Here is a 26802-nt window from a genome sequence, read left to right on the forward strand (position 1 = left end):
CTCTCACCTGCATTTTGAAATCTATTGGCTATTTGTTACCAGAGTAGGCCAAACTTATGCGATAAAACAATGACTATCTCGCGTATGACGACATTTAAACATCACTTAAATTTGTGTTAGGGGGGGGAATTATTACGCTGAAACTGTGACCGCAGGAGAGGAACGGAAAAATCGTTTTTATCAGTCATCAAGTCTGTGCGCAAAATGCCGTTAATAGATCTGGAGCTATCCAGCTCTCTTAATTGAGCGACACGATAATGCTAAAAACCACTCAAGCCCGCTTTACTTTACTCGTCAGTGCGTTTTTTATTTTATTACTGATAATCACCGTGGTGGTTATTCAGCTTTTTGTGACACCACAACTCAAACAATCTGAAAGTACCATTGTTGGTAATAGCGTTGACCAAATTGCGACGGCAATCACGGCGCAAATGAACAAAGTGGAAGCGCAAGCCCGCAGCATTACACAGGCTGTTGCCATTATGGACAGCAATAGCATTGATCAACTATTACCGGGGCTGGTGGATCAGTACGGCGACAGTAATGTGTTTGGTGGTGGCATTTGGCCATTACCTAATAAACGTGAGCAAGGGGTGACTAAGTTCAGCACTTTCTTTGCCCGTAATGGAGAAAATAAGTTAACGGTCAACACCCATTGGAATTCGCCAGAATCACAAAATTATTTTGAGCAACCATGGTACAAAGATGGCTTAAATGCGCCTAAAGGCTTCTGCGCGTGGGCTAAGGCCTACCAGGATGATGCCAGCCCACAGCCAAGAACCAACTGCGCGATGGCAATTTATAAAGGTGATGAGGCATACGGTGTTTCAACCATTGACGTTACCTTAGGTTTCTTTAACCGTTTGGTTAAAGAAATGGAACAGAAAGTGAATGGCACTATTCTGATTGTCGAAGCTGATGGCAAGATTGTCGGCAGCAGTGCTCTGGCGGATGGCAAAGCCGAATTAAAAAATCTGTCTGACTTTGCGGCCAACTCGCCGATGGCGGCTGAAACCCAGCGGTTACTGCCGCAGTTAAAAGATCAAAAAGCACTGGAGAGTGAATTTGATGTCGACGGAACCTCTCACACCCTGTTTATTCGCCCGATCGCCAATAGCCCATGGTATTTGGTTACTGACTTACCAACCAGTTTATTGGTGAAACAGAGCCATGCCATCCTGTTGCATCTGGGGTTAGTACAGATTCCAATTATGCTGTTATTGCTTTTGTTACTGGTGTTTTCTATCCGCGTCTTTATGAAACGCTTAGCGGCTTTGAAAGAGAATATCACTGCATTATCGGCGGGAGGGGCTGATTTGACTCAGCGCTTACCGGAAAGTAATAGCCCGGAATTCAATGCAATTAACCAAAGTTTCAACAATTTTATCGACTATTTACAGCAAATGATGCGGCAAGTCGGTGAAAGTAGCCTGGCTATTGCCTCAGCATCGCGCCAGATAGCTAGCGGTAATCTGGATTTATCCGCCCGTACTGAAGATCAGGCCAGTTCAATTGAACAAACCGCAGCCTCAATGGATGAACTTACCAGCACGGTGAAACAAAATGCGGATAACGCCAGTCACGCCAACCAATTGGCGAGAGATGCTTCTACTGTTGCGGTGAAAGGTGGCAAGGTGGTGAAACAGGTGGTGGATACCATGGGTTCAATCAATCATTCATCGAAGAAAATAGTCGATATCATTAGTGTGATTGACAGTATCGCCTTCCAAACCAATATATTGGCACTTAATGCGGCGGTAGAAGCAGCAAGAGCGGGTGAACAAGGCCGTGGTTTTGCGGTGGTGGCATCAGAAGTGCGTAATCTGGCGCAGCGTTCAGCGACATCTGCTCGTGAGATTAAAAAACTGATCGAGGACTCGGTGGCTGATATTGCCATTGGTACTGGCTTGGTGGCTGACGCGGGCACCACTATGGATGATTTAATGAGCGGGGTGTCCAATGTGGCGGCATTAATGAATGAAATCATGTCATCCAGTCAGGAACAAAGTTTGGGTATCGAACAGGTTAATCTGGCAATCAATCAGTTGGATAATTCAACCCAGCAAAATGCGGCGCTAGTGCAACAAGTTGCTGCTGCGGCTCAGGCGATGCAGGATCAAACTTTACAGTTGGAGAGTGTGATTAGCGGCTTTAAGGTTTAATCAATGGAGTGTAAAGGGGTGACCGTACCTAAGGGCGCTTCGGTGGCTTACGCACTTGTATTTGAAACTAAGAGCGACCCCAACGGCACGTTTCCCCTTCATTTGACTTGTTAGTTATCTGAATCCCCTCTGTCTAGCTGAAAGGGGGGATTATTTATCACTCACGGCGAATTTTACTGGCAAATAAATTTCCCAGTGATTGGATTAACTGCACGGTGATAATCAATACAATGGCCGTGGTCACAGTGACGAACGTATCAAAGCGCTGATAGCCATAGGTTATAGCCAGATCACCAATCCCACCGCCGCCGACAGTACCTGCCATGGCGGTAGCACCAATCAAGCCAATGGTGGCTGTGGTCAGTGCCAATATCAAAGATGACAGTGCTTCGGGTAATAGAAAATACCAAATCGCCTGAAGGGGCGTGGCACCCATCGATTTTGCTGCCTCGAGAATTCCGGGGTTAACATCTAATAATGAATTTTCTACTAATCGGCCAATATAAGGTGCGATAAAAATAATCAATGGCACGATGGCCCCTGGTGTTCCGATAGTGGTATTCACGATCAAGCGGGTGAGTGGGATAATCGCTACCATCAAAATAATAAAGGGCAGTGATCGGATGATATTAATCACCGGGTTAAGAATATTATAAAAAGTGCGATGGTTAATTAGCCCTCCGGGCCGGGTTACCACCAATAAGATTCCCAGTGGGATACCAATAAGAGAACCGATCACCAATGAAATACTGACCATAACCAGTGTGTCGTGTAGCGCCTGGACAAATTGGTCCAACGTAATTGCGGTTTCGATCATTAATGTATTTCCTGTATATCAATTCCTGTTCCAGCCAGATGCGTGACGGCACTATCAATGAGGTTGTTGTCACCGCTTAACAGCAGCACCATATGACCCAATGTGGTGTCTTGTATCTCCGACATGTTGGCAAATAGAATATTCACGCCCACATCATATTGCCTGATAAGTTGATTTATCACCGGTTGCGTCGCAATCGCCCCCATAAAGGCTAAACGAAATTGGCGGCCAGCATGACTGCTATCTAACAGTTTTCTCACACTATCGGGCAGGCTATCCTTGATTACGGTGCGGACGAAATTAAGGGTTGTGGGGTGAGTGGGGTGGCCAAAAACCGTTAATACCGAACCCTGCTCAATTATTTGGCCGTTTTCCATAACCGCGACCTTATTACAGATTTTTTGAATGACGGACATTTCATGGGTAATCAGCAACACTGTAATATTGTATTGCTGATTAATTTTCTTCAGTAATAATAAAATCTGGGCGGTGGTTTGTGGATCCAGTGACGATGTGGCCTCATCACACAGCAGAATTGATGGATTGGTTGCCAGCGCACGAGCAATACCTACCCGCTGCTTCTGCCCCCCCGATAATTCATTAGGAAAACTATGGCTCTTATCACCTAACCCAACAAAATCCAGCAATTCAGCGACGCGCTCCTGAATGAATTTTTTATTTTTACCTAATAAGATGAGCGGCATAGCGACATTCTTAAAAACAGTTTTTGACTCCAGTAAGTTAAAATTCTGGAATATCATTCCGATGTTTTTTTTAAGTAGCCTGAGTTGCTCATGACTAAAATCATGTAGATTATTACCATCAATAATCACATCACCGGATGTTGGACTTTCCAATGAGTTTACCATTCGTAATAAGGTGCTTTTCCCTGCACCGCTATAACCGATAATGCCAAATATATCGCCATCTTCGATGGTTAAACTAACATTATTAAGCGCTTGTAGCTTTACACCTTTACGCTCAAAGGTTTTAGAAATATGCTGAAGTTCAATCATCAGATTATTCCATTACTTAAGATAATCAGGCAGCATATAACCGGTGTATTTCTCATTTCCCAGAATGTATTTTTTGAACTCCGCCGAGTGGTATCCCGCAATAATATCCTTGGCAAATTCTGCATCTTTATTTTTACCGGCGACAGTTACCACATTCACAAACTGTGTGGTTGGTTTTTCAAGTTGCAGTGCTGAGCTGAGTTTTATACCGTTAGATACAGCAAAATTACCCTGAATAGCACCAAAGTCGACATCAGGTAATGCTCTGACTTGCTGGGCATTATCCATCTCTTTGATCACCAGATGGTACGGATTTTCTGCTATGTCTTTTTGCGAGAAGGTCGCTGGATCAATTTTTTCCTTTAGCTTTATCCAGCCGATAGATTGCAATAACAGTGCTGCGCGGTACTCATTTGAGGGCTGGTTAGGGACTGAAATCAAAGCACCTTCTTTGGGTTTTTGGTCTTTTTGGCTTTGCTGATATTTATCAGAATACAGTCCCATCGGTGGCGTTGGGACCTGAACAATACCGGTATTATCAATCCGCAGACGCTCATTTATCGCTTGCAGATAAATAGGGTGTTGCATGATATTGCCATCAATCTCGCCAGTGCTAACGGCATTATTAACCTGGATACCATCATTAAAATCTTTATATTCGATGCGATAGCCTTTGTTGATCAGATAAGGGGCTACACCTTTTTCAAATTGTTCTTTATAAGGGCCAGGATTAAATCCCAATTTGATAACTTTATTTTCTTCACTATGGGCATTTAGTGAAGTAACAATAATTAAACTAAATAAAGGTATCGTTAGTGAACGCATTCTCATCATAATTTCCCTGTGGAATAGTGTTAATTTAGTCTCTACCAGAGGCTTTATTTATTATGTTGCCGGTTATTCTTTTAGCTAAAAGCGGGATAACTAAGAATGAAATCATTCAAACATTGCGGGGATGAAGCGTAAACGAAGAAAATGATCTTAGCTTATCTATTATAGAGATAATGGATTTAGTGTTTTTTATTAGGCGATTGGAACGAAAGGCGGATTATCAACCCGCTGCGTACAAATTGCGCAGCGGGTTCTATCGCTATAACCGGAGTTTAGCCCTGAATCAGATTAGGGATTTTTACATCAGGATTTACGTCAGCGTCATAATCCACACCGTCGACGGCAAACCCAAACAGGTTTAAGAACTCAGTCTTATAACCGGTAAAGTCAGTCAATTGGTAGATATTGTCATTGGTGACTTGATCCCACAATGCTTGTACCTGGTTTTGAATTGCTGGTGCCAGTTCTTTGTAGTCAGCACGTAAACGGCCATCGGCGTCCAGATGCGGTGCCTCACCACACAAGCTGTCTTTATACAGCGAATAAACTTGCTCGATGCAGCCTTCATGAGTGCCTTTTTCTTTCATCACCTTGAATAGTAATGACAAATACAGTGGCATCATTGGGATAGCGGAGCTTGCCTGAGTCACTACCGCTTTCAACACGGATACCCGGGCATCACCGCCACCATGGGCAGCCAAGCTATTGCGGATAGTCAGAACTTTTTGGTCCAGATCCTTTTTGGCTGCGCCAATAGAACCGTTCCAATAGATATCATGAGTGATTTTTTCACCCAGGTAAGTAAAGGCGGTAGTTTGTGCCCCTTCAGCCAGCACGCCAGCTTCCAGTAGCGCATCAATCCACATCTGCCAGTCTTCGCCCCCCATCACTGCTACCGTGTTGTCTATCTCGGTTTGGGTTGCGGGTTGTAGCACAACTTCTTTGATAACTTCTTTATCGGTATCCAGGCCACGGAATTTAACTTCATGGCCGATTGGCTTCAGTGTGGAGTTAAACACTTCGCCGGTTTTTGGATGAGTGCGGCGCGGCGAGGCCAGGCTATAGATAACTTGATCAACCTGACCCAGATCTTGCTTAATAGCCTCGATGGTCAGTCGTTTGATCTCATCGGAGAAAGCATCGCCATTGATGCTTTTCGCATACAGACCTTTCTGCTCAGCAAACTTGTGGAAAGCTGCGCTGTTGTACCAGCCGGAGGTCGCCGGTTTACCTTCTTCTCCTGGGCGTTCAAAGAAAATACCCAGCGTATCGGCACCACAACCAAATGCTGCTGTGATTCGAGCTGCCAGCCCGTATCCAGTTGACGCACCAATCACTAATACTCGTTTTGGGCCGTTAGCAATTGGGCCTTCTGCTGTGACATAGTCGATTTGCTTTTTGACGTTAGCTTCACAGCCCGCCGGGTGAGCAGTCACACAGATAAAGCCGCGTACACGTGGTTTTATAATCATGGATACCTCAGTTTATGAATAAAGTTAAGTGTTCGAGCTACCGTCGGTCGAGACTCTAACAGTTCGGACTCATAGAGTCAGATTATCAAAATTAGCGATAATCTGCTCCAGCTCTATAACATCACACTCATTTTCCGATACAAAAACTGGAGAAAATGCGCCCCAGTAAGTCATCTGAGCTGAATTCGCCGGTAATTTCACTCAATGACTGTTGTGCTAAACGTAGCTCTTCCGCCAGTAACTCACCGGCGTAAGCGCTTACTAACTGTTCGTGGCCTTGCACCAAATGCTGGGCAGCGGTTTCCAACGCTTGCAAATGGCGTCGGCGAGCCAGGAAGCCACCTTCGGTGTTACTGGTAAAGCCCATACTCTGCTTAAGATGGCTACGCAGCAGATCAATACCTTCGCCGGTACGGGCCGATAAGCGAATAAGTGAGTGACCATTCACTTCGGTTAACCCCAGCGATTCACCTGTGACATCCGCTTTATTGCGCACGACGGTGATGGGCAGAGTCGATGGTAGGCGGGCCATAAACTCAGGCCAGATAGCGGCCGGTTCGGTGGCATCAGTCGTCGTACCATCAACCATAAACAGTACGCGATCTGCTTGTTCTATCTCATTCCACGCCCGTTCGATACCAATGCGCTCAACTTCGTCACTGGCTTCACGTAAGCCAGCAGTATCGATGATATGCAATGGCATCCCATCGATATGAATATGTTCCCGTAAAACATCACGAGTTGTGCCTGCGATATCGGTTACGATTGCCGCTTCACGGCCCGCTAACGCATTGAGCAGGCTTGATTTACCGGCATTTGGGCGGCCGGCAATGACCACTTTCATCCCTTCACGCAACAAGCTGCCTTGCCGTGCTTCAGTGCGCACCTGCTCAAGATCGGCCATCACACCGTTCAACTGGCCTTCAATCTTGCCATCAGAAAGGAAGTCAATTTCCTCATCGGGGAAGTCAATGGCAGCTTCGACGTAGATTCGCAAGTGAGTAAGTGCTTCCACCAATTGATGGATTTTAACTGAAAATGCACCCTGCAATGAATTTACTGCTGAGCGGGCGGCTTGCTCCGAGCTGGCATCAATCAGGTCGGCAATCGCTTCTGCTTGAGCCAAATCCAGCTTGTCATTTAAAAACGCGCGTTCAGAAAACTCACCCGGACGGGCAATGCGCAGCCCTGGCAGCGCCAGAATGCGTTTTAACAGTAAATCCAGTATAACCGGACCACCGTGACCTTGCAGTTCCAGCACGTCCTCGCCAGTAAAGGAATTGGGGCCGGGGAAGTAGAGAGCGATACCTTGGTCTAATGTACTGCCATCAGTATCTTTAAACGGCAGATAATCGGCATAGCGAGGCTTGGGCAATTTGCCCAAAACCGCCTGCGCCACGTCTGCGGCAGCACGACCTGAAACACGTAAAATACCAACACCACCACGGCCTGGCGGGGTTGCTTGTGCCACGATAGTATCAGTGGTGCTCATGGTTATTTCTCTCTTTAAAAGAATAAGGCGGTCATATAGCTATGACCGCCTCATATACCCTTCTTAATTGCAGTCGCAGCGTTTGTTAGCTGCTCTCCCCAGTTACTGACGTATGCCAGTGACTGGGGTATCTATCATGTTAAGACTGTTTCTTCTTATCGCGGCTATGTAAACCACGTTTTTCCAGACCACGATAAATCAACTGCTGTTGCAGGATGGTCACCAGGTTACTGACGATATAGTACAGTACCAGACCAGCCGGGAACCACAGGAAGAACACAGTGAAGATAACTGGCATAAAGGTCATTATCTTCTGCTGCATTGGGTCCGTCACGGTAGTTGGTGACATCTTCTGAATGAAGTACATGGTGATACCCATCAGAATCGGCAGAATGTAGTACGGGTCTTGTGCTGACAGGTCATGAATCCACAGGATGAATGGCGCATGACGCAACTCAACGGAACTCATCAACATGTAGTACAACGCCAGGAAGATAGGCATCTGAATGACCAGCGGTAAGCAGCCACCCAGCGGGTTAACCTTCTCAGCTTTGTACAGCGCCATCATCTCCTGACTCATGCGCTGCTTATCGTCACCGATACGCTCACGCATGGCAGCCAGTTTAGGCTGTAGCAAACGCATTTTCGCCATCGAGGTGTATTGCGCTTTTGTCAGCGGGTACATGATACCGCGCACGATAAAGGTAATCACGATGATGGAGAAGCCCCAGTTACCGACAAAGCTGTGAATGAATTTCAACAGTTTGAACAGTGGCTGAGAAATAAACCATAACCAACCATAATCAACAGTCAGGTCCAGATGTGGCGCAATGGCCGCCATTTTGTCCTGAATTTCTGGGCCAACCCATAAGGTAGCACCCAGTTGTTTCTGCTCACCCGGTTGAATAATAACTGGCGCACCTTTAAAGCCGATAGCCGCCAGACCATTACCCAAATCAGAAGAGTAGAAAGTGTTGGTTTCATTAGCTGCCGGGATCCAGGCGGTTGCAAAATACTGTTGCAACATGGCTACCCAGCCACCTTTGGTGGTGATGTCCATATTTTTGTCTTCGATATCACTAAAGCTGTATTTTTTATATTTAGTGTCATCAGAAGAGTAAGCCGCGCCACGATAGGTGTGCAGCGCAAAGTTATTGCTGCCGGTATCACGGTGTTTAGGCAAATTGATGCTTTGCTTCAACTGGCCAAACAGCGTCAGCTCCAGCGGGGCAGCAGAGGCGTTTTTAACGTGATAATCCACGCCAATGGCGTAATCGTTACGTTTTAGCACAAAAGTCTTGGTGAAAACGGAGCCATCTTTGCCGGTAAAGGTCAATGGAATACGCAGTTCATCCTGACCGTCAGCCAATACAAAGCTGGTTTGAGGCGCTTCAAACAGTGGGCGCTCACCGTTAGCTGGATTATCCGGGCCGCTTTTGCCTGTCAGGCCGCTTTGCGCCTGATAGACGAAAGCTGGAGTGGTTTCCAGTAATTCGAAAGTTTTATCTGAACCCAGAGCATCCGGGTAAGCCAGCAGGTTAGCCTGCTCGATGTCACCACCACGGGTATTAATGGTCAGAGACAGCACATCAGTTTTTACAGTAATCAGTTGACCCTGACCACTGCCGGGCACAGCCTGGCTTGCTTTATCACCGGTAGCAGTATTCGCAGTCTGTTGCGTGGTCTGAGCGGCTGGTTGTGGACTGTTATCCACTTGCCAGGCTTGCCAGATCATGAAAGACACGAACAGCAGAGCGATGAGTAGAAGATTGCGTTGCGAATCCATCGTTAGTGTTCTCTGTTATCGTCGGGTTTCGGCGGCACGGGATCATCGCCACCTGGGTTCAAAGGGTGGCATTTTAATACGCGTTTCAGTGTTAACCAACTGCCTTTTATCATCCCAAACCGGCGCAATGCCTCAATTCCATAATGAGAGCATGTCGGATGGAAACGACAACGCGGCCCCAGCAGCGGACTAATCACGAGCTGATAGCCCCTGATTAGCCCGATCAGGATGCGGGAGCCTGGCGACAGTGGCGACGCCATAATTTTTCCAAAGCTTCCGTCAACGCACGGTTATCGAGGTCAGCCACACCCTTTTTCACCAAAACGACAAAATCCATAGACGGTAACGTATGCTGATGCAAACGGAAGCTTTCGCGTGTGAGGCGCTTTATCCGGTTACGTTCGTGAGCACGTTTGACATGTTTTTTGGCGACGGTAAGACCGATGCGGGGATGCCCCAGCTCGTTCAGGCGGCCGAGGATGGTGATTTGCGGCGTGCCAGCCCGTTGTGGCTGCTGGAAGACAAAAGTGAAATGACTGGGAGTTAACAAACGTAACTCCCTAGGAAATGCTAGCTTAACCACTGAGATGGTTAGCTTTTATTACTTAGAAACAGTCAGACGAGTACGGCTTTTCGCACGACGGCGAGCCAGAACTTGACGACCATTTTTGGTGGCCATACGAGCACGGAAACCGTGGCTACGGTTGCGCTTCAATACGGACGGTTGGAAAGTGCGTTTCATAGCGATTTCTACCTAAACTTAAAATAATTACTGATTCAGTAAACGCGTTTGGCTGCTCGGAGTGAAGACACCGACGCCTCAATCGCAACATATAAAGAAGCGGGATTGTAATAATTGTACAGTCCTGAGTCAATTGACATTGCGCCCGCCCGCACAGAAGTTTTCTGTATCGGGAGTTTACCAAGAGCCTGCCCGTGTTCACCGCTGGTTTCTTTTTGGCCAAAGCCATCAAGAACACAGGCATCACACGTAGGGCTGAGGATTATACGGACTCCCAGACAAATCGCAAGGATCACCGTGAGATCCTTTGTGGATTAATGAGGATCAGTTGTTAGAAAAGGGGAAGGTGATACCAGTATATTCTGAAATATTTTGCGATTATTGCTGATGAGGGACACGAAAAGCTGTGCACTGGGTTACACTCCTAACAGAAGTTATGTCCTGTGGATAAAAAGGATCTAATCTGTGAGGAAGGGGAGGATCTATTGCTCCTTTTGCGCTATGATCCGCCATTCCGATCGCATCCGCTACTCTGGATCACTACTCCGGGATCGCAGGGGGATGTTAGTCGTAAAAACAACCGAAAAACGGTTCGCATGTCACTTTGGCTTGCTACAGGCCATATTGGCGTGTGTCAAAAACGATGAGTTACAAAAAATCCTGATTTCTTTCTTTTATTGATCTTGTTCGAGTGGAGTCCGCCGTGTCACTTTCGCTTTGGCAGCAGTGTCTTGCCCGATTGCAGGATGAGTTACCTGCCACAGAATTTAGTATGTGGATACGCCCCCTACAGGCGGAACTGAGTGACAATACTCTGGCGCTTTACGCCCCTAATCGTTTTGTACTGGACTGGGTCCGTGATAAGTACTTAAACAATATCAATGGCTTACTTAATGACTTTTGTGGTTCCGAGGTTCCTTTACTGCGTTTTGAAGTAGGGAGTAAACCGGCGGTAAGAACACACAGCCATCCAGTAACCGCCAGTGTTAGTGCACCTGTCGCTCCGGTTACCCGCAGCGCCCCTGTACGCCCGAGTTGGGACAGTTCGCCCGCTCAACCTGAACATTCTTACCGTTCGAATGTGAACCCGAAGCACACATTTGATAACTTCGTTGAAGGTAAATCCAACCAACTGGCTCGTGCTGCGGCACGTCAGGTTGCTGATAATCCGGGTGGCGCATATAACCCGTTATTCCTCTATGGCGGTACAGGTTTGGGTAAGACTCACCTGTTACATGCAGTAGGGAATGGCATCATGGCGCGTAAAGCCAATGCCAAAGTGGTTTACATGCATTCGGAGCGTTTTGTACAGGACATGGTTAAGGCTTTGCAGAACAACGCGATAGAAGAATTTAAACGCTATTATCGTTCCGTTGATGCATTATTAATCGATGATATTCAGTTCTTTGCCAATAAAGAGCGTTCCCAGGAAGAGTTTTTCCACACCTTTAATGCCTTATTGGAAGGTAATCAGCAGATCATTTTGACCTCAGATCGCTATCCAAAAGAGATCAATGGCGTCGAAGATCGTTTGAAATCGCGTTTTGGCTGGGGTTTAACGGTTGCTATTGAGCCGCCGGAACTGGAAACCCGAGTCGCGATCCTGATGAAGAAAGCGGATGAAAATGATATTCGCTTGCCCGGTGAGGTTGCGTTCTTTATTGCCAAGCGTCTGCGTTCCAATGTGCGTGAGCTGGAAGGGGCATTGAACCGTGTGATAGCTAATGCCAACTTTACCGGTCGGGCAATCACCATTGATTTTGTTCGCGAAGCTCTGCGTGACTTGCTGGCATTGCAGGAAAAGCTGGTTACCATCGATAATATTCAAAAGACTGTCGCAGAATATTATAAAATTAAGGTCGCTGACCTGCTCTCCAAACGGCGTTCTCGTTCGGTGGCCCGCCCGCGCCAAATGGCGATGGCGCTGGCAAAAGAGTTAACCAACCACAGCCTGCCTGAAATCGGCGATGCGTTTGGTGGCCGCGACCATACCACGGTGTTGCATGCTTGCCGCAAGATTGAGCAATTGCGTGAAGAAAGCCACGACATCAAAGAAGATTTCTCTAACTTAATCAGAACATTATCCTCCTAGCGCTATGAAATTTATCATTGAACGTGAGCATCTGCTAAAACCGCTGCAACAGGTCAGTAGCCCGCTGGGTGGACGTCCTACGTTGCCAATTTTAGGTAACTTGTTGTTGCAAGTGACCGAAGGCTCTTTGTTGCTGACGGGGACCGATCTGGAAATGGAGATGGTCGCGCGCGTTGCGTTGTCAAATCCCCATACCCAGGGAGCAACCACCGTACCGGCCCGGAAGTTTTTTGATATCTGGCGCGGTTTGCCAGAAGGGGCAGAAATCACGGTGGCACTGGATGGTGATCGTCTACTGGTGCGCTCTGGCCGTAGCCGCTTCTCGCTGTCTACCCTGCCCGCGGCGGACTTCCCTAATCTGGATGATTGGCAGAGTGAGGTGGAGTTCACCTTACCGCAAGCCACACTGAAACGTCTGATTGAGTCCACTCAGTTCTCGATGGCTCATCAGGATGTGCGCTATTACTTGAACGGTATGCTGTTTGAGACTGAAGGTGAAGAGCTGCGCACTGTGGCGACCGATGGCCACCGTTTGGCGGTATGTTCCATGCCAATCGGGCAGACATTACCTTCACATTCGGTGATCGTGCCGCGTAAAGGTGTGATGGAGCTGGTCAGGTTATTGGATGGAGGTGATACACCACTGCGCCTGCAAATCGGCAGCAACAACATCCGCGCGCATGTGGGGGATTTTATTTTCACCTCTAAGCTAGTTGATGGCCGTTTCCCTGATTATCGCCGGGTATTGCCGAAGAACCCTGACAAAACGCTAGAAGCGGGTTGTGACTTGCTGAAACAGGCTTTTGCCCGAGCAGCAATTTTGTCAAATGAGAAGTTCCGCGGCGTTCGGCTCTATGTCAGTCACAATCAGCTCAAAATCACCGCCAATAACCCTGAACAGGAAGAAGCGGAAGAAATCCTCGATGTTAGCTACGAGGGAACAGAAATGGAGATCGGTTTCAACGTCAGCTATGTACTTGATGTGCTGAATGCACTGAAATGCGAAGATGTGCGCCTGTTATTGACCGATTCGGTCTCCAGTGTGCAGATTGAAGACGGTGCCAGTCAGGCTGCGGCCTACGTTGTCATGCCAATGCGTCTTTGAACTATAGCGGGCTATCTTATTGCCAGCTTGGGATTGGGCAGTGCTCACCATCCTCACGTACATTAAGTACGCTCCGGTGGTTGTGCGCTGTCCGCACCCAATCTGTCTGCGACAATTACGCCCTCTTTCAGAGGTAATGCGATAACGCCCTTGATGGTTTGATGTTCAATAATGAAGACATTTGCAGCATGGCTCTGACACGGTTGTTAATTAAAGATTTTCGTAATATCGAATCGGCAGACTTGGCGCTGGCGGCGGGGTTTAATTTTTTAGTTGGCCCCAACGGTAGCGGTAAAACCAGTGTGTTAGAGGCGATTTATACCCTTGGCCATGGTAGGGCCTTTCGTAGTTTACAAGCTGGCAGAGTGATCCGTCACGACTGTGCCGAGTTTGTGTTACATGGCCGGGTTGATGTGAATGAACGTGAATCATCTATTGGGCTAAGTAAAAGCCGCCAGGGTGATAGCAAGGTGCGGATCGATGGCACTGACGGCCACAAAGTGGCCGAATTGGCGCAAATGCTGCCCATGCAATTGATCACCCCTGAGGGGTTCACCTTATTGAATGGCGGGCCAAAATTCCGGCGCGCTTTTTTAGACTGGGGTTGCTTTCATAATGAACCCGGTTTTTTTACGGCCTGGAGCAATCTAAAAAGATTACTTAAGCAGCGCAACGCCGCGCTGCGCCAGGTTAGTCGCTATGCGCAAATCCGGCCTTGGGATCAGGAAATTATCCCACTGGCTGAACGCATTAGTGAGTGGCGGGCGGCATACAGTGATGCAATTGCGGCAGATATTTCAGCCACATGCGCCCTGTTCCTGCCAGAGTTCGCCTTGAGTTTCTCTTTCCAGCGCGGTTGGGATAAAGAGAGTGACTATGGTGAGTTGCTGGAACGCCAGTTTGAGCGTGACCGCGCGCTAACTTATACCGCCATCGGGCCACATAAAGCGGATTTCCGCATTCGGGCCGAGGGTACGCCGGTAGAAGATTTGCTATCGCGTGGTCAGTTGAAGTTGCTGATGTGCGCACTGCGGTTAGCGCAGGGTGAGTTTCTCACCCGACAGAGCGGGCGGCGTTGCCTGTATCTGCTTGACGATTTTGCTTCCGAATTGGACACCGGCCGTCGTCGATTATTGGCCGAGCGTCTCAAGGCTACCCAGGCACAGGTTTTTGTCAGCGCAGTGAGTGCTGAGCAAGTTGCCGACATGGTAGGCGAAAAGGGCAAGATGTTCCGCGTGGAACATGGCAAAATAGAGGTTCAACCACAGGATTAAAAATGAGCGAGAAACGTTGATGTCGAATACTTATGACTCCTCAAGTATCAAGGTATTAAAAGGGCTGGATGCGGTTCGTAAGCGTCCGGGCATGTATATCGGTGATACTGATGACGGTACCGGTCTGCACCACATGGTATTCGAGGTTGTGGACAACGCTATCGACGAAGCCCTCGCTGGCCACTGTAAAGAAATTATAGTCACCATCCATTCGGATAACTCTGTTTCTGTGCAGGATGATGGCCGTGGTATCCCAACCGGTATGCACGAAGAGGAAGGGGTATCAGCCGCAGAGGTCATCATGACCGTGTTGCATGCTGGCGGTAAATTTGACGATAACTCTTACAAAGTTTCCGGCGGTTTGCACGGCGTGGGTGTGTCCGTTGTTAACGCCCTGTCTGAAAAGCTGGAATTGGTTATTCGTCGTGAAGGAAAAGTTCACGAGCAAACCTACAAAATGGGCGTGCCTCAGGCACCACTGAAAGTGGTGGGTGAAACCGATCAGACCGGGACGACCGTGCGTTTCTGGCCGAGTTTCCAGACCTTTACCAATAACATCGAATTCCAGTATGAAATTCTGGCTAAGCGTCTGCGCGAGCTGTCATTCCTGAACTCCGGTGTATCAATCAAACTGAAAGACAAGCGTAACGACAGAGAAGACCACTTCCATTATGAAGGGGGTATTCGGGCGTTTGTTGAGTATCTGAATAAAAACAAAACCCCGATCCACCCGAAAGTGTTCTATTTCTCCACCATGAAAGATGATATCGGTGTGGAAGTGGCATTGCAGTGGAACGATGGTTTCCAAGAAAATATCTACTGCTTCACCAATAACATTCCGCAGCGCGATGGTGGTACTCACTTGGTGGGCTTCCGCACGGCGATGACCCGTACGCTGAACAGCTATATGGACAAAGAAGGCTACAGCAAGAAAGCGAAAATCAGTGCCACTGGTGATGATGCCCGTGAAGGCCTGATTGCTGTTGTTTCTGTTAAAGTGCCGGACCCTAAATTCTCCTCACAGACCAAAGATAAATTGGTTTCTTCTGAAGTGAAAACTGCGGTCGAAACGCTGATGAACGAGAAGTTGGTTGAGTATTTGCTGGAAAACCCAAGCGACGCCAAAATCGTGGTTGGCAAAATTATCGATGCTGCCCGTGCACGTGAAGCTGCACGTAAAGCGCGTGAAATGACACGCCGTAAAGGCGCGCTGGACCTGGCAGGTTTGCCAGGCAAACTGGCAGATTGTCAGGAACGAGATCCGGCGTTGTCCGAACTCTACTTAGTGGAAGGGGACTCTGCGGGCGGCTCTGCGAAACAAGGCCGTAACCGTAAGAACCAGGCCATTTTGCCGTTGAAAGGTAAAATCCTGAACGTTGAGAAAGCGCGCTTTGACAAAATGCTTTCTTCACAGGAAGTCGCAACGCTGATTACTGCATTGGGTTGTGGTATTGGCCGGGATGAATATAACCCTGACAAACTGCGCTACCACAATATCATTATCATGACCGATGCCGACGTGGATGGTTCTCACATCCGCACGTTGCTATTGACCTTCTTCTACCGTCAGATGCCGGAAATTATTGAGCGTGGCCATGTGTTTATCGCTCAGCCGCCACTGTATAAAGTGAAAAAAGGCAAACAAGAGCAATACATCAAAGATGATGATGCGATGGAACAGTATCAGATGACACTGGCACTGGATGGCGCTGCATTACACGTCAATCCTGAGGCACCACCGCTAGTGGGCGAGCATTTTGAGAAACTGGTTGCTGAGCATTATAGCGTTCAGAAGACCATTGCTCGTATGGAGCGCCGTTATCCGCGTGCTTTGCTGAATAACCTGATTTATCAGCCAACCTTGAAAGAAGAGGATTTGAGCGATAAAGAAGTGGTGACACAGTGGATTGATTCGCTGGTGGTGTTACTGAATGAAAAAGAGCAGCACGGCAGCAGCTACAGTTCTGTGGTGCGCGAAAACCGTGAGCGTCAATTGTTCGAGCCAATATTGCGTATCCGTACCCACGGTGTAGATACCGATTATGATCTGGACTTTGATTTTGTCCACGGCGGTGAGTATCGCAAGATCTGCCTACTGGGCGAAAAACTGCGTGGCTTAATTGAAGAAGGCGCATTTGTTGAACGTGGCGAACGCCGAGTGCCGGTTTCAAGCTTTGAAGATGCGCTGGACTGGTTAGTGAAAGAGTCTCGCCGTGGCTTGGCAATTCAGCGCTATAAAGGCTTGGGTGAAATGAACCCAGAGCAGTTGTGGGAAACCACCATGGACCCAACCAGCCGCCGTATGCTGCGAGTGATGGTGAAAGATGCCGTTGCAGCGGATCAGTTATTCACCACCCTGATGGGTGATGCGGTTGAGCCTCGTCGTGCCTTTATCGAAGAGAATGCGTTACGCGCAGCCAATATCGATATTTAATCTGATAAGCGATTGATCGGATAGAAAGCCCAGAGCGGGAAACTGCTACTGGGTTTTTTTTTGCCAAAACCCTAAATATCTTTAATGCAGGAAACAAGGCTCTTAATGTAAAAATAAAAGGAAATTCTCTTTTCTCAATAAGGACTTCATCGTCTCTTGTCGCTAGTCTTGCGTTAATAATTTTTTTAATATTTACGTAGGAGAGGTAGGTGCATGGGATTAGCAGCAGAATTATTTTGTGAGGTTCGTGATGGCAGATTGGGCAGAGTAAGATTTTTGGTTTGTTATATTGCTACGTTTATCTTGCCATTATTGATAGGTTTATTTGCTGGCGTGCCTTTCTTTTTAGCCTATGAAAACGCTAATGCATCAAATTTTATAATTGCTATTTTAGGCTGCGTGATTGTAGTGATGGCTTTTTTTCTGGTGTTTGCCTCAGCAAATATTGAGGCAAAGCGGTTTCGGGACATTGGATTACCGGGTTGGAGCATGTTCACGGTACATACTTTGTTAGGCATTATCAGCCAATTCTCAGAAAATTACCTTTGTACTTTCGCTTTTATCATTTACCTGCTCATTATCTTATGCCTATTTTGTATTCCAACCAATTTCTTTGGTAGTAATGCATAGTCTGAACCAACATCATTTTCTCGCATTTTTATGCTGAATCGCGTTAGCATGAGGCATTCGCTATATAAATGTGAGGGCCTATGGCTATTGAATTAATCGCTATCGATATGGACGGCACGTTACTGAATCCGCAGCACGAAATCACTCCACGGGTAAAGCAGGCTATTGATGCTGCCCGGGCGAAAGGGGTCTGTGTGGTATTGGCCACGGGTCGGCCCTATATTGGGGTCCAACGTTATTTACGTGAATTAAATATGCAAAACAGTGGTGATTATTGCATCAGCAATAACGGTGCGTTAGTGCAAAAAGCCGCCACGGGTGAGTGTATTTTGCAGGAAACTATCAGTTTTGAGGACTACCTCTATTTCGAGGCTTTATCGCGCAAAATGGATGTTAGCTTCCAGGCTTTTGATTTTGATACCTTATATACCGCGAATAAAGACATCAGCAAATATACCCTACATGAAGTGTTATTGACCGGTATTCCATTGAAATATCGTGCAATCGAAGAGATGGACCCAACATTACGCTTTCCTAAAGTGATGATGATTGACGAGCCAGAAAAACTGGATCGTGCCTTAGCGATGATGCCAGCCGAAGCTTTTGAGCGTTTCACTATCATGAAGAGTGCACCGTTTTATCTGGAAATCCTGAGTAAGCGAGTGGATAAGGGGACTGGGGTGAAAATGCTGGCAGATCACTTAGGCATTGCGCAGGAAAATGTGATGGCTTTGGGTGATCAGGGTAATGATATTGCGATGGTTAACTATGCTGGTGTCGGTGTTGCAATGGGGAATGCTATCCCTGAATTGAAAGAGATAGCGCAGTTTGTCACATGTACCAACAGTGAAGACGGTGTGGCGGTAGCGATAGAGAAATTTGTACTTTGATATTTAACTGATGCAGTAGCTCATTAATTTGCTGCTCGGATCAGGTTACGGTTGATATTCGATTTGTTGCTATTGCCGACCGTTATGCCTCAACCGAGCAAGAGGGCTGGCCGGCCCTCCTGCACCTGCGGCTTGCGCGAAATATTGTGGCTTCGCCATACCCTCCGGCAGCTTACCGGCTAATCGAACCGGTGCTGACTCGCTCCCAGCTCGACAGCACCTTTCGCCGCGTCCATGCGGCTCATTCGGCCTGTAAACTTTGTCGGCAATATTCCTGATTGCGCTCAAGGTCAACAGAGAGAATCTAAAAGCCTACCCTCTCTTTTATCACCCTAGAATCCCTTTCACTATTTGCACATCCTGAATCCCTAATCCGGTTAAATCCGCCAGAGTAATCTGTTGGTCATTATCTCTAAAAGAGATACCTTGCGCTAAAACTGAACCCACCTCAGTTAAGGTGTGAGTTGCTAATAGCCCTTGCTGGAATGCCTGCGAAATCTCACCAAATTCTGAGCATTGCGCCCATGAGTCCAGCAAGATTTTATCGGCTTTAGCTACCAGTTCAGGGGATAGCTCATGTTTACCTGCACTATCTGCACCGACCGCCGTAATATGGGTTCCTGGCTGAATATCCGCCGCTTGCAAGATAGGTTCTCTGCTCGGTGTGGTGGTGATAATCAACTGGCAGTGACGGGCTAACTCTGCGGCATTCAGTGTGGTATTAACCTCGAAACCTTCATCTTCAGCATACTGCCGATACTCCTCTAATGCCGTTTCACTGCGACCCCAAACCCATAGCGCACGGCATGCCACCACACTTTTTAGGTACATCAGATGTAGCCGTGCCTGCATACCGGTACCGATGATACCAATAGCACTGATATGTTTTGGTGCGCAAAGCTCGGCGGCAATTCGCCCGGCCAGCGCAGTACGCAGCGCAGTTAACCACCCCTCATCGAGCAAGATAGCTTGTGGCTCGCCAGTAAGGGCGGAAAAGGCCATCATCAGCCCTTGATTACTGGCCAATCCTTGCGCGGGATTATCATAGAAACCGCCGGAAACCTTTACCACAAACTGACTGTCACCCTGCAAATACCCACTTTTAATACAGCAATCACCGTTGGCTTGCCCAAACAGCAAATGTTGCACTGGGGGCATTTGCACTTGCTGCTGGCTATAGGCAATAAAGCCCTCTTTGAGCAGCAAGGTGATGGCATCTGCATCGAACTTGTCAAGGATCTGTTGCTTACTCAAAATTAGCATTCGGCGATGGCTCCCAGATATTTTTCCAGTACGATATTTTTACCGCACAGTACCACTGCCACTTTCTTACCTTGCCAACGTGGTGCCAGTTTCAACGCTGCCGCTAATGCCACACCAGCGGCACCTTCAATCATCCAACGGTCTGTGTGGGCAATCAACCGCATGGCATCTTTGATTTCCTGCTCACTCACCAGGACTTTCTGATCGATCAACTGTTGGCAAAGTGCGAAGGTGATGGCTCCGGGTTCAACACCTCCGGCAGTACCGTCAGACAGGGTTTCCTGCTCTGCCACTTCCTGGATTTGGCCATTTTGCAGGCAGGTATACATGCTGGTGGCATTCGCCGGCCAGCAACCAATCACCTGTGTTTTATCCGATAATTTCTTTAAAACTGTCGCAATACCAGAAATCAGGCCACCACCGCCAACGGCCACAAACACCGCATCAAGGTCTGGTTGCTGTTCCACCATCTCCATGCCACAGGTACCTTGCCCGGCAATCACTTGCGGGTCGTTATAAGGAGAGATATAGACTTTGCCCTGCTGCTCTGCGGCGATACTCGCAGCCAGTTCGGCATTTAAAGCATCACCCGCTACCAGTTCAATCTGGCCGCCCAGTGCGCGAATAACTTCCAGCTTGATAGCTGCCGCTTGCTCTGGCGCATATATGGTGGCTTTCACTCCTGCCAGTTTCCCCGCTAGCGCCATAGCCTGCCCGTGGTTACCGGTCGAGGCAGTAATAACGCCGTTCTGGCGCTGTTCATCGGTCAATAAACGCAACTTGTTACTGGCCCCACGAAATTTAAAAGAACCGGTATGTTGCAGATGTTCGCACTTAAGATAGATTTCGCAGCCACTGTGCTGCGATAGCAATGGGCTATATTCCAGCGGCGTCACTCTCACTTGTGGGCGTAATACCTGATGAGCTTCTTTAATGGCATCGAATAATGTATTCATGACGGTTCCTTAAAATCCTTTAGTTGGTTTTTATATTTTTCAAATGGTTATAAACAGTCGCCCGACCAATACCGAGGATTTTTGCCACGTAACCGGCTGCATTCTTACCGTTGAATGCGCCCTGTTGATAGAGGGCCTCAATGAGCATCCGGCGGCTGGCATTATTCAAAGCTGCTAGCGTCAGCTGCTGCTGCTGTAACCAATGATGGATATAAGTGTTGATGCGTTCCTGCCAATCATCCTGAAACAGCACATCCGGTTGTGGCTGTAGTTGCTGCCCTGACAGGAATAGCTCCAGTGCTGCTTTGGCACTTTCAAATACAGTGATATCCAGATTGATACATAACAATCCAATCGGCTGCCTATTGTCATCACGTAATACCGTGCTGATGGAACGCAGTTGACGGCCATCCCAATTACGCTTTTGGTAAGGCCCGATCACCTGTGAGTGCTGATCAAATCGCAACTCACTGAGATTGGAGTCTTCCCCTAATTCCCGTTGTGAATAGTTGTTGGCGATATAAACCAATTTTTGGCTGGTTAAGTCATGAATGACGACTTCTGCATAGGGAGAGAAAAGGGTGGCGATTGCATCGGCAATGGGCTGATATCGATTAAGCATAGGTCATTTTATTTGGAATTAAAAATCCATATTAGACTTTTATTTCTAAATGCACAGGGGTTATGCCGTTTTTTTCATTCATTTTGTGATGGATTGCTTATTTTGCGATCCAAATTGTAGTACAAAAATAAAATATAGCTCTACAATCTGTTTTGTGTTGAATGACAAAATTTGAAAATTGTGCGGCGTTGTGGGGACGGTTAATCAAGAGATGCGTAAAGTAAGGGAATCATTATTGGTTAACCTGAAATAACCGGAGCGAACATGACAAAAGAACAACTCAGTAAAACAGACCGCATTATTTTGGTTATTGGTCAGCAGATTGTTGAAGGCAAATATCCACCGGGCTCACCGTTGCCTGCCGAAGCGGAAATTTGTGAGGAATTTCAAACCTCTCGTAACATGATTCGTGAGGTTTTTCGGGCGCTGATGGCAAAGCGATTGATTGAAGTGAAACGTTTTCGTGGGGCGTTTGTCCGGCCCCGTAATCAGTGGAATTATCTCGATACCGATGTACTGCAATGGGCGCTGGCCAGTGATTATGACCCACGTTTAATCAGTGCGATGAGCGAAGTGCGTAATCTGGTAGAGCCAACTATCGCCCGCTGGGCTGCCGAACGGGCAACCTCGAAAGAGCTGGCGGTGATTGAAACGGCACTCAATGAAATGATCGCCAATCATCAAGATAGAGACGCATTTAACGAAGCGGATATCCGCTATCACGAGGCGGTATTGGCTTCGGTACACAATCCGGTATTACAGCAACTCAGTGTGGCAATCAGCTCTCTGCAACGGGCGGTGTTTGAACGAACCTACATGCCTGATGAAGAAAACATGCCGCGCACATTACAAGAGCATCAGGATCTTTATGACGCTATTCGCCATCAAGATGCTGATGCGGCAGAACGGGCTGCGTTAACCATGATAGCCAGCTCCGCTAAACGGCTAAAGGATATTACATGAGTGAGCAGAGTTATGGATAAAAGCTATATCGCCATTGATTGGGGATCGACCAACCTGCGTGCCTGGCTTTATTTACGTGGTGAATGTGTAGATATGTTGCGATCCGAAGCCGGGGTCACTCGCTTTAATGGGCAAAGTGCGCAGCAGATATTTCAGCAGGTTATCGCGCCATGGCGTGAGCAGCAGCAACAGTATGACTTGCCAGTGCTGATGGCCGGCATGATTGGCAGCAATGCGGGTTGGATTTCAGTGCCTTATCTTGCTTGTCCAACCCGTCTTACGCAGGTATCGCGTCAATTAACCTATGTGGCGGAGGCTGAGCCAATTCGGGCATGGATTATCCCCGGTTTATGTGTTGATAAGCCAGATAACCGCAACGTGATGCGTGGTGAAGAAACCCAACTGATCGGTGCGTATAGCGAACGGCCTTCATCGGTCTATTTAATGCCGGGAACTCACAGTAAATGGGTGCAAATGCAGGGTGACCAGGTCATGGATTTCCGCACTCTGATGACAGGTGAATTGCACTATTTGCTGCTGAATAATTCATTGGTGGGGGCAGGGCTGGAGGCTCAATTACCGGACAATACTGCGTTTATCGATGGCCTGATGCAAAGCTTTAATGACAGCAATATCATGCGTTGTCTGTTTGAGACGCGTGCTGCCCATGTATTGGGTCGATTGAAGCGAACATCGGTCGGCGACTGGCTTTCTGGCCTGCTGATTGGCAATGAAATCGTGCAGATGCAGCAGCAATATCCGCTTGCTGCTGGTGAATGTATTACGGTGATTGGCAATCCTAAACTGGTTGAGCGCTATACCCAGGGGCTAGAGATGGCTGGGATGCTTTATCAGGTGTTGGATGGCGATCAGGCTTTTCAAGCTGGAATCAGGAGTATCGTAAATGAAATGGAACACTAACATGCCATTGATTGGCATTTTGCGCGGCATCACACCCGCGCAAGTTCATGACCATGTGGCCGCTTTGCTTGATGCAGGCTTTGATGCGGTTGAAATCCCGCTGAATTCCCCACAATGGGAAGTGAGTATCGCGCAAACGGTCGCGGAATTTGGTCATCGTGCATTAATTGGTGCGGGCACGGTACTGAAACCCGAGCAACTGGATGTGTTGCATAGCATGGGCAGCAAGCTGGTGGTCACGCCGAACACCCAACCGGCGGTGATCCGTCGGGCTGTGGAGTTAGGCATGACGGTTTGCGCTGGGTGTGCCACCGCATCTGAAGCTTTCACGGCGCTGGATGCAGGCGCGCAAGCCCTGAAAATTTTCCCCTCGGTCTCTTTTGGTCCCGACTATATCAAAGCATTAAAAGCCGTATTGCCCCCTGAGGTGCCGGTGTTTGCCGTTGGTGGGATTACTCCTGAGAATTTGTCTATTTATTTGGCTGCGGGTTGTGCTGGTGCTGGTTTGGGCGGTGACCTTTACCGCGCAGGCCAATCGGTATCTCAGACCGCACAACAAGCGGCTGCGTTTATTAAAGCCTTTAAGGATGCCACCAAATGAAAATTACCAAGCTAACCACTTACCGTTTACCCCCACGCTGGATGTTTCTGAAAATCGAAACCGATGAAGGCATTATTGGTTGGGGTGAACCGGTAATTGAAGGGCGTGCTCGTAGCGTTGAAGCTGCGGTACACGAGTTATCGGAATATGTTATTGGGCAAGACCCGGCACGTATCAACGATATTTGGCAGACATTATATCGCGGCAGTTTCTATCGCGGTGGTCCTATTCTGATGAGTGCTATTGCCGGCATCGATCAGGCGCTATGGGATATTAAAGGTAAAGCGTTGGGAGTTCCGGTTTACCAATTATTGGGTGGATTGGTTCGCGATAAAATTAAAGCTTACAGTTGGGTTGGCGGTGATCGTCCGTCTGATGTGATTAGCGGAATTAATAAACTCACTGAGATTGGTTTTGATACGTTTAAACTCAATGGATGTGAGGAAATGGGCCTGATCGATAATGCCCGTAAAGTTGATGCCGCAGTAGCAGTCGTGGCACAAATTCGTGAAGCCTTTGGTAACCGTATTGAATTTGGTTTAGATTTTCATGGTCGGGTTAATGCGCCAATGGCAAAAATCCTGATTAAAGAATTAGAACCTTATCGGCCATTGTTTATTGAAGAACCCGTATTAGCTGAACAGGCAGAATATTATCCCCGTCTGGCGGCCCAAACCCATATTCCTATCGCAGCAGGCGAGCGGATGTTCTCCCGTTTTGAATTTAAACGGGTATTGGCCGATGGCGGGCTGGCAATTATTCAACCTGACTTATCTCATGCTGGTGGTCTGACTGAGTGCTTTAAAATTGCCGCTATGGCAGAGTCTTATGATGTGGCATTAGCACCACATTGCCCACTTGGGCCAATTGCACTGGCGTCTTGTTTGCACCTTGATTTTGTCGCCCGCAATGCAGTCTTGCAGGAGCAAAGCATGGGGATTCATTACAACCAAGGTGCTGAGTTGCTGGATTATGTGATTAATAAAGACGATTTCAAAATGACCGATGGTCATTTCTATCCACCGACGAAACCCGGCTTAGGGGTAGAAATCAATGAGGAATTAGTGATTGAACGCAGCAAGAATGCCCCTGATTGGAGAAATCCGGTTTGGCGCTATCCTGATGGTGCCGTCGCTGAATGGTAAGTTGCCCTCGTTCGATTAATTAATAAATTATCTAATACCATTATCAGGGAAATAATCCTAACAAAGATAAAGCGTATATCAGCCGTTAAATAACTATTTTCTTCCGGTTAATAATGCGGGTGGGAAAATAGAAATATTATTAAATAACAATTTATTGCGACCCTACACGCAGGAGTTCCCTTGCGCCCAAAATACGGTAATGCGACAGTGTTATCAGCAATTCGGGCAGGGAGCTTCGGCGTATATTAATCCGATTATAATTGGGATCATTACCATGGAAATGACCTTAGCTACTACCCCAAGCAAAAGGCGCTATCTGACACTATTTATGATATTTGTCACGGTTGTCATTTGTTATGTTGATAGAGCCAACCTTGCTGTTGCTTCAGCCCATATTCAGGAAGAATTTGGTATCACCAAAACCCAGATGGGTTATATTTTCTCCGCTTTTGCCTGGACCTATACCTTATGTCAGATCCCCGGAGGCTGGTTCCTCGATCGCGTTGGCTCCAAAATGACGTATTTCATTGCTATTTTGGGGTGGTCAGTCGCGACCTTATTACAGGGGTTTGCGAACGGGCTGGGCACCCTAATTGGTTTACGTGCGATTACCGGTTTATTTGAAGCGCCTGCTTTCCCAACCAATAACCGCATTGTCACCAGTTGGTTCCCAGAGCAGGAGCGAGCCTCGGCAGTTGGTTTTTATACCTCAGGTCAGTTTGTCGGCCTGGCATTTCTGACTCCATTACTTATTTGGGTACAGGAAGTCCTCAGTTGGCACTGGGTATTTATTATCACTGGGGGGATCGGCGTTATATGGGCATTGATATGGCACTTTGTTTATCAGCCACCACGTAAATCCAAAGGTATTAATCAGGCCGAACTGGATTACATTCAATCGGGTGGCGGTATTGTTGATGGTGATGCTGCGAGCGAGAAAAAAGCCCGAACCCCCATCACCGCTGCTGAGTGGAAACTGGTATTTAACCGCAAACTGGTTGGCGTCTATATTGGGCAGTTTGCCATAACCTCGACGCTGTGGTTCTTCCTGACCTGGTTCCCTAACTATCTGACCCAAGAGAAACATATCAGTGCGTTGACAGCCGGCTTTATGACCACCGTACCGTTTTTGGCGGCTTTCTTTGGTGTATTGCTCTCTGGGCTAGTGGCCGATCGCATGGTGCGCAAAGGCAAGTCCATTGGCTTTGCCCGTAAAACACCAATTATCTGCGGTTTATTGCTTTCTACCTGCATTATGGGGGCTAACTATACCAACGATCCGTTCTGGATTATGGTGTTAATGGGGCTGGCTTTCTTCGGTAACGGCTTCGCTTCTATTACCTGGTCACTGGTTTCATCATTGGCACCAGTGCGGTTGATTGGCCTGACGGGTGGCGTCTTTAACTTTGTCGGTGGGCTGGGGGGGATCACGGTTCCACTGGTGGTCGGTTATCTGGCACAGGATTATGGTTTTGCTCCTTCCCTGATTTATATCGCAGCAGTGGCATTTATGGGCGCACTCTCTTATATCTTCCTGGTCGGAGATGTAGAACGGGTGGGATAAACCCTGACTCTGCATGTCGCTGAT

General features: G+C 47.7%; 24 protein-coding genes. 12 read left to right on the plus strand and 12 right to left on the minus strand.

Features of this window, described 5'->3' with window-relative positions; translation table 11 throughout:
- Positions 1-257 precede the first annotated feature (257 nt).
- The gene (locus V1956_RS02245; protein WP_372560193.1) at positions 258-2162 is read left to right on the plus strand and encodes a methyl-accepting chemotaxis protein; all 1905 of its coding nucleotides are present in this window, start codon (positions 258-260) and stop codon (positions 2160-2162) included.
- 157 nt (positions 2163-2319) lie between these two features.
- Here V1956_RS02245 and V1956_RS02250 read toward each other — a convergent pair whose 3' ends face one another.
- The 9 genes from V1956_RS02250 to rpmH all read right to left on the minus strand — a co-directional run bounded on the left by V1956_RS02250 (position 2320) and on the right by rpmH (position 10318).
- Positions 2320-2979, minus strand: coding sequence for a methionine ABC transporter permease (locus V1956_RS02250; protein ID WP_420074397.1), 660 nt, complete (start codon positions 2977-2979; stop codon positions 2320-2322).
- A complete protein-coding gene (locus tag V1956_RS02255; protein WP_372560195.1) occupies positions 2979-3995 on the minus strand; it encodes a methionine ABC transporter ATP-binding protein in 1017 nt (338 codons plus the stop codon). Before V1956_RS02255 ends, V1956_RS02250 begins: the two co-directional genes overlap by 1 nt.
- Positions 3996-4007: 12 nt before the next feature.
- Entirely contained in the window at positions 4008-4826 is an 819-nt protein-coding gene (locus V1956_RS02260; protein ID WP_372560678.1) for a MetQ/NlpA family ABC transporter substrate-binding protein, read from the minus strand.
- Between the two features lie 272 nt (positions 4827-5098).
- Positions 5099-6298 (minus strand): enoyl-ACP reductase FabV, encoded by a 1200-nt coding sequence (gene fabV / locus V1956_RS02265; protein WP_420071194.1) that lies wholly within the window; start codon positions 6296-6298, stop codon positions 5099-5101.
- Positions 6299-6425: 127 nt separating this feature from the next.
- Complete coding sequence (gene mnmE, locus V1956_RS02270) at positions 6426-7790, minus strand: tRNA uridine-5-carboxymethylaminomethyl(34) synthesis GTPase MnmE (protein WP_372569833.1); 1365 nt, start codon at positions 7788-7790, stop codon at positions 6426-6428.
- 139 nt (positions 7791-7929) lie between these two features.
- The gene (yidC, locus tag V1956_RS02275; RefSeq protein ID WP_083161538.1) at positions 7930-9576 is read right to left on the minus strand and encodes a membrane protein insertase YidC; all 1647 of its coding nucleotides are present in this window, start codon (positions 9574-9576) and stop codon (positions 7930-7932) included.
- 2 nt (positions 9577-9578) lie between these two features.
- Entirely contained in the window at positions 9579-9836 is a 258-nt protein-coding gene (gene yidD / locus V1956_RS02280) for a membrane protein insertion efficiency factor YidD (RefSeq protein ID WP_032906726.1), read from the minus strand.
- Positions 9800-10159, minus strand: a complete 360-nt coding sequence (rnpA, locus tag V1956_RS02285; protein ID WP_025380108.1) for a ribonuclease P protein component — start codon at positions 10157-10159, stop codon at positions 9800-9802. The genes yidD and rnpA overlap by 37 nt, the downstream gene beginning before the upstream one ends.
- 18 nt (positions 10160-10177) lie before the next feature.
- A complete protein-coding gene (gene rpmH / locus V1956_RS02290; RefSeq protein ID WP_004393543.1) occupies positions 10178-10318 on the minus strand; it encodes a 50S ribosomal protein L34 in 141 nt (46 codons plus the stop codon).
- 703 nt (positions 10319-11021) lie between these two features.
- On the opposite strand from rpmH, the gene dnaA reads away from it, so the two are divergent.
- The 6 genes from dnaA (at position 11022) to yidA (ending at position 18743) form a co-directional block, all read left to right on the plus strand.
- A complete protein-coding gene (gene dnaA, locus V1956_RS02295; protein WP_083161536.1) occupies positions 11022-12410 on the plus strand; it encodes a chromosomal replication initiator protein DnaA in 1389 nt (462 codons plus the stop codon).
- 4 nt (positions 12411-12414) lie between these two features.
- Positions 12415-13515 (plus strand): DNA polymerase III subunit beta, encoded by a 1101-nt coding sequence (dnaN, locus tag V1956_RS02300; RefSeq protein ID WP_005186756.1) that lies wholly within the window; start codon positions 12415-12417, stop codon positions 13513-13515.
- A gap of 188 nt (positions 13516-13703) precedes the next feature.
- Positions 13704-14789, plus strand: coding sequence for a DNA replication/repair protein RecF (gene recF / locus V1956_RS02305; RefSeq protein ID WP_372560198.1), 1086 nt, complete (start codon positions 13704-13706; stop codon positions 14787-14789).
- 19 nt (positions 14790-14808) lie between these two features.
- Positions 14809-17223 (plus strand): DNA topoisomerase (ATP-hydrolyzing) subunit B, encoded by a 2415-nt coding sequence (gene gyrB, locus V1956_RS02310; RefSeq protein WP_372560199.1) that lies wholly within the window; start codon positions 14809-14811, stop codon positions 17221-17223.
- Between the two features lie 213 nt (positions 17224-17436).
- The gene (locus V1956_RS02315; protein ID WP_420074400.1) at positions 17437-17853 is read left to right on the plus strand and encodes a DUF805 domain-containing protein; all 417 of its coding nucleotides are present in this window, start codon (positions 17437-17439) and stop codon (positions 17851-17853) included.
- Positions 17854-17933: 80 nt separating this feature from the next.
- Positions 17934-18743 (plus strand): sugar-phosphatase, encoded by an 810-nt coding sequence (yidA, locus tag V1956_RS02320; protein WP_083161529.1) that lies wholly within the window; start codon positions 17934-17936, stop codon positions 18741-18743.
- Between the two features lie 327 nt (positions 18744-19070).
- Here yidA and V1956_RS02325 read toward each other — a convergent pair whose 3' ends face one another.
- Genes V1956_RS02325 through V1956_RS02335 form a run of 3 tightly spaced genes read right to left on the minus strand, consistent with a single transcriptional unit; the run spans position 19071 to position 21584 of the window.
- Positions 19071-20006 carry an ornithine cyclodeaminase family protein gene (locus V1956_RS02325; protein WP_372560201.1) on the minus strand — a complete coding sequence of 312 codons (936 nt, stop codon included), beginning with the start codon at positions 20004-20006 and terminating at the stop codon, positions 19071-19073.
- Positions 20000-20962 (minus strand): threonine/serine dehydratase, encoded by a 963-nt coding sequence (locus V1956_RS02330; protein WP_372560202.1) that lies wholly within the window; start codon positions 20960-20962, stop codon positions 20000-20002. The genes V1956_RS02325 and V1956_RS02330 overlap by 7 nt, the downstream gene beginning before the upstream one ends.
- 19 nt (positions 20963-20981) lie before the next feature.
- Entirely contained in the window at positions 20982-21584 is a 603-nt protein-coding gene (locus tag V1956_RS02335) for a helix-turn-helix transcriptional regulator (RefSeq protein WP_442824768.1), read from the minus strand.
- A gap of 264 nt (positions 21585-21848) precedes the next feature.
- Here V1956_RS02335 and dgoR point away from each other — a divergent pair, with 264 nt between their 5' ends.
- The 5 genes from dgoR to V1956_RS02360 all read left to right on the plus strand — a co-directional run bounded on the left by dgoR (position 21849) and on the right by V1956_RS02360 (position 26778).
- Positions 21849-22547: a D-galactonate utilization transcriptional regulator DgoR gene (dgoR, locus tag V1956_RS02340; protein WP_005186776.1), complete on the plus strand. Its 699-nt coding sequence runs from the start codon at positions 21849-21851 to the stop codon at positions 22545-22547.
- 12 nt (positions 22548-22559) lie between these two features.
- Positions 22560-23468, plus strand: a complete 909-nt coding sequence (locus V1956_RS02345) for a 2-dehydro-3-deoxygalactonokinase (protein WP_442825774.1) — start codon at positions 22560-22562, stop codon at positions 23466-23468.
- Positions 23452-24069 carry a 2-dehydro-3-deoxy-6-phosphogalactonate aldolase gene (locus V1956_RS02350; RefSeq protein ID WP_372560203.1) on the plus strand — a complete coding sequence of 206 codons (618 nt, stop codon included), beginning with the start codon at positions 23452-23454 and terminating at the stop codon, positions 24067-24069. The genes V1956_RS02345 and V1956_RS02350 overlap by 17 nt, the downstream gene beginning before the upstream one ends.
- Positions 24066-25214 (plus strand): galactonate dehydratase, encoded by a 1149-nt coding sequence (gene dgoD / locus V1956_RS02355; RefSeq protein WP_372560204.1) that lies wholly within the window; start codon positions 24066-24068, stop codon positions 25212-25214. Before V1956_RS02350 ends, dgoD begins: the two co-directional genes overlap by 4 nt.
- 274 nt (positions 25215-25488) lie before the next feature.
- Positions 25489-26778: an MFS transporter gene (locus V1956_RS02360; RefSeq protein WP_442824769.1), complete on the plus strand. Its 1290-nt coding sequence runs from the start codon at positions 25489-25491 to the stop codon at positions 26776-26778.
- Positions 26779-26802: the final 24 nt, after the last annotated feature.

The sequence above is a fragment of the Yersinia sp. 2540 StPb PI genome, from assembly GCF_052217165.1.
Classification (GTDB): Bacteria; Pseudomonadota; Gammaproteobacteria; order Enterobacterales; family Enterobacteriaceae; genus Yersinia; species Yersinia enterocolitica_E.